This window comes from Rhizobacter sp. P2_H2 (assembly GCF_056403375.1).
In genome coordinates, this window is record NZ_JBFUFP010000946.1 from 1 (window position 1) to 2,124 (window position 2,124).

A 2,124-nucleotide genomic window follows, 5' to 3' on the forward strand; every position below is an offset into this window, starting at 1 on the left:
AATAAAGACGGGTCGCCGGAGCTGGCTGGTTTCATGGCCCGCGTGCGCAGCACGCTTCGTGAACTGACTGTCGCCCACTGTTTGACCACAACGAACGAAGTGAGTGGMGGGAGTTTGGGCGACGGGCCATGAAACCAGTCAGCGCAGGGGAGTCATCGCCCCCAGGGGCGATGACCGACCCGTCCGGCGCGCCACAGACTCCCCGCACGCGCCTTCCGCGCCGACGCTCAAAATTCCATGTCGAGTTCTTCGATGTCGTCGGGCTCGGCCTTCGCCGCAGCGATCCATTCCTTCATCTCCGGCATCGCCATGATGGCCTGGCAGTAGAGGATGCAGGGCTTGTTCAGCTTGACGCCGTAGGTCAGGAAGCGCGTGACCACCGGCGCGTACATCGCGTCGGCCATCGTGCGCTGCGCGCCGAACAGGTACGGGCCGCCGTACGCCTCGAGGCACTCGGTCCAGATCTCGGTGATGCGGTCGATGTCGGGCTGCGCGCCGGCCCAGATCTTGTGCCCCGGGTGATGCGCCTTCAAGTTCATCGGCAGCGAGCTGCGCAGGTTCGCGAAGCCCGAGTTCATCTCGCCGCTGACCGAACGGCAATGCGCCCGCGCGATGCGGTCCTTCGGCATCAGGCCGGCGCCCGGCTTGATCTCGTCCAGGTACTGCGCGATCGCGAGCGTGTTCCACACCTTTGCGCCCTCGTGCGTCAGGCAGGGCACGCGGATCGACGGCGCGAGCAGCAGCAGTTCCTTGCGCGCATCGGCGTCGTCGGGCGACACCATCACCTCGTCGAAGTCCAACCCGGCGAAGCGCGCCAGCAGCCAGCCGCGCAGCGACCACGACGAGTAGTTGCGGCTGCTGAGCGTCAGCGTCGCCTTCGCCGTGGCAGCCTCCGCCTTCCTCGGAGCAGGCTTGGCAGCAGGCTTCTTCGCGGCGACGGTCGACATGCGGGGTCTCCGAAACCACGCGGCGGGGCGGCGTGTCCGGCATGGCATTGCAAGCGCTGTGCCACGGCCTGGTGCGTGCCGGCCGGCTGGCGCGCAAGTTGCTCGTTCTCCTGCGCACGCTACCGCGCGCAGGAGAACCCATGATGTACCAGGCTTACCAGGCCCACGCCGACATGATGTGGCCGCTGCAGGCGCTCGCGCGCACGGCGCTGCCGATGCTGCAGGACCCGAGCTTCGGCTGGTCGGCGCTCGCAGGCAACCGCAAGCTTGCGGCCGCCTGCGAGCTGATGGGCCTGGCCCAGGTGACGCACCACCGCCCGGCGTTCGGCATCGAGAGCGTGCTCGTCGCCGGCGAGCCGGTGGCCGTCACCGAGGAGGCCGCGTTGGTGACGCCGTTCGCGACGCTGCTGCACTTCCGCAAGGACAGGGGCAACCCCACCGCGGCACCGCAGCCGCGGGTGCTGATCGTCGCGCCGATGTCCGGCCACTTCGCGACGCTGCTGCGCGACACCGTGCGCACGATGCTCGCCGACCACGACGTCTACATCACCGACTGGCACAACGGCCGCGAGATGCCGCTCTCGGCCGGCCCGTTCGGGCTCGACGAGTACACGCAGCACCTGATCGACTTCCTCGCGGCGATCGGCGAGGGCGCGCACCTGATGGCGATCTGCCAGCCCTGCGTGGCCGCGCTGAGCGCCGTCGCGGTGATGTCGCAGGACCGCCACCCGGCCACGCCGCTGAGCCTGACGCTGATGGCCGGGCCGATCGATTGCCGCATCAGCCCGACCGAGGTCAACAAGCTCGCGATGACCAAGGACATCGCGTGGTTCGAGAAGCACCTGATCGGCGTCGTGCCGTGGCGCTATCCGGGCGCCGGCCGCCGCGTCTACCCGGGCTTCGTGCAGCTGACCGCGTTCATGAGCATGAACAAGGATCGGCACATCAACGCCTTCAAGACCTACTACGAAAACCTGGCGCACCCGCAGCCGGATGAAGACCGGCTGAAGCAGGCCGCCGCGACGCGCAACTTCTACGAGGAGTACTTCGCGGTCGCCGACCTGCCGGCCGAGTTCTACCTCGAGACCGTGCGGCTGGTGTTCCAGGAGTACGCGCTGCCGCTCGGCCGGCTCACGTTCCGCGGGCGCCCGGTCGAGCCGGCCGCGATCCGCCGCAC

Annotated in this window: 2 protein-coding genes; one reads left to right on the forward strand and one right to left on the reverse strand. The window is 68.6% G+C overall.

The features are described from left to right. Nucleotides 1-227 precede the first annotated feature (227 nt). Complete coding sequence (locus tag AC1D15_RS28560; protein ID WP_465111647.1) at nucleotides 228-947, reverse strand: glutathione S-transferase; 720 nt, start codon at nucleotides 945-947, stop codon at nucleotides 228-230. Between the two features lie 140 nt (nucleotides 948-1,087). Here AC1D15_RS28560 and phaZ point away from each other — a divergent pair. Beyond that, nucleotides 1,088-2,124: polyhydroxyalkanoate depolymerase (phaZ, locus tag AC1D15_RS28565; protein ID WP_477828673.1), on the forward strand; the 1,037-nt coding region annotated here is incomplete at its 3' end.

Excerpts from the sequence above, each read along its gene's own strand:
- AC1D15_RS28560 (WP_465111647.1), bottom strand. The coding sequence starts at position 947 with ATGTCGACCGTCGCCGCGAAGAAGCCTGCTGCCAAGCCTGCTCCGAGG.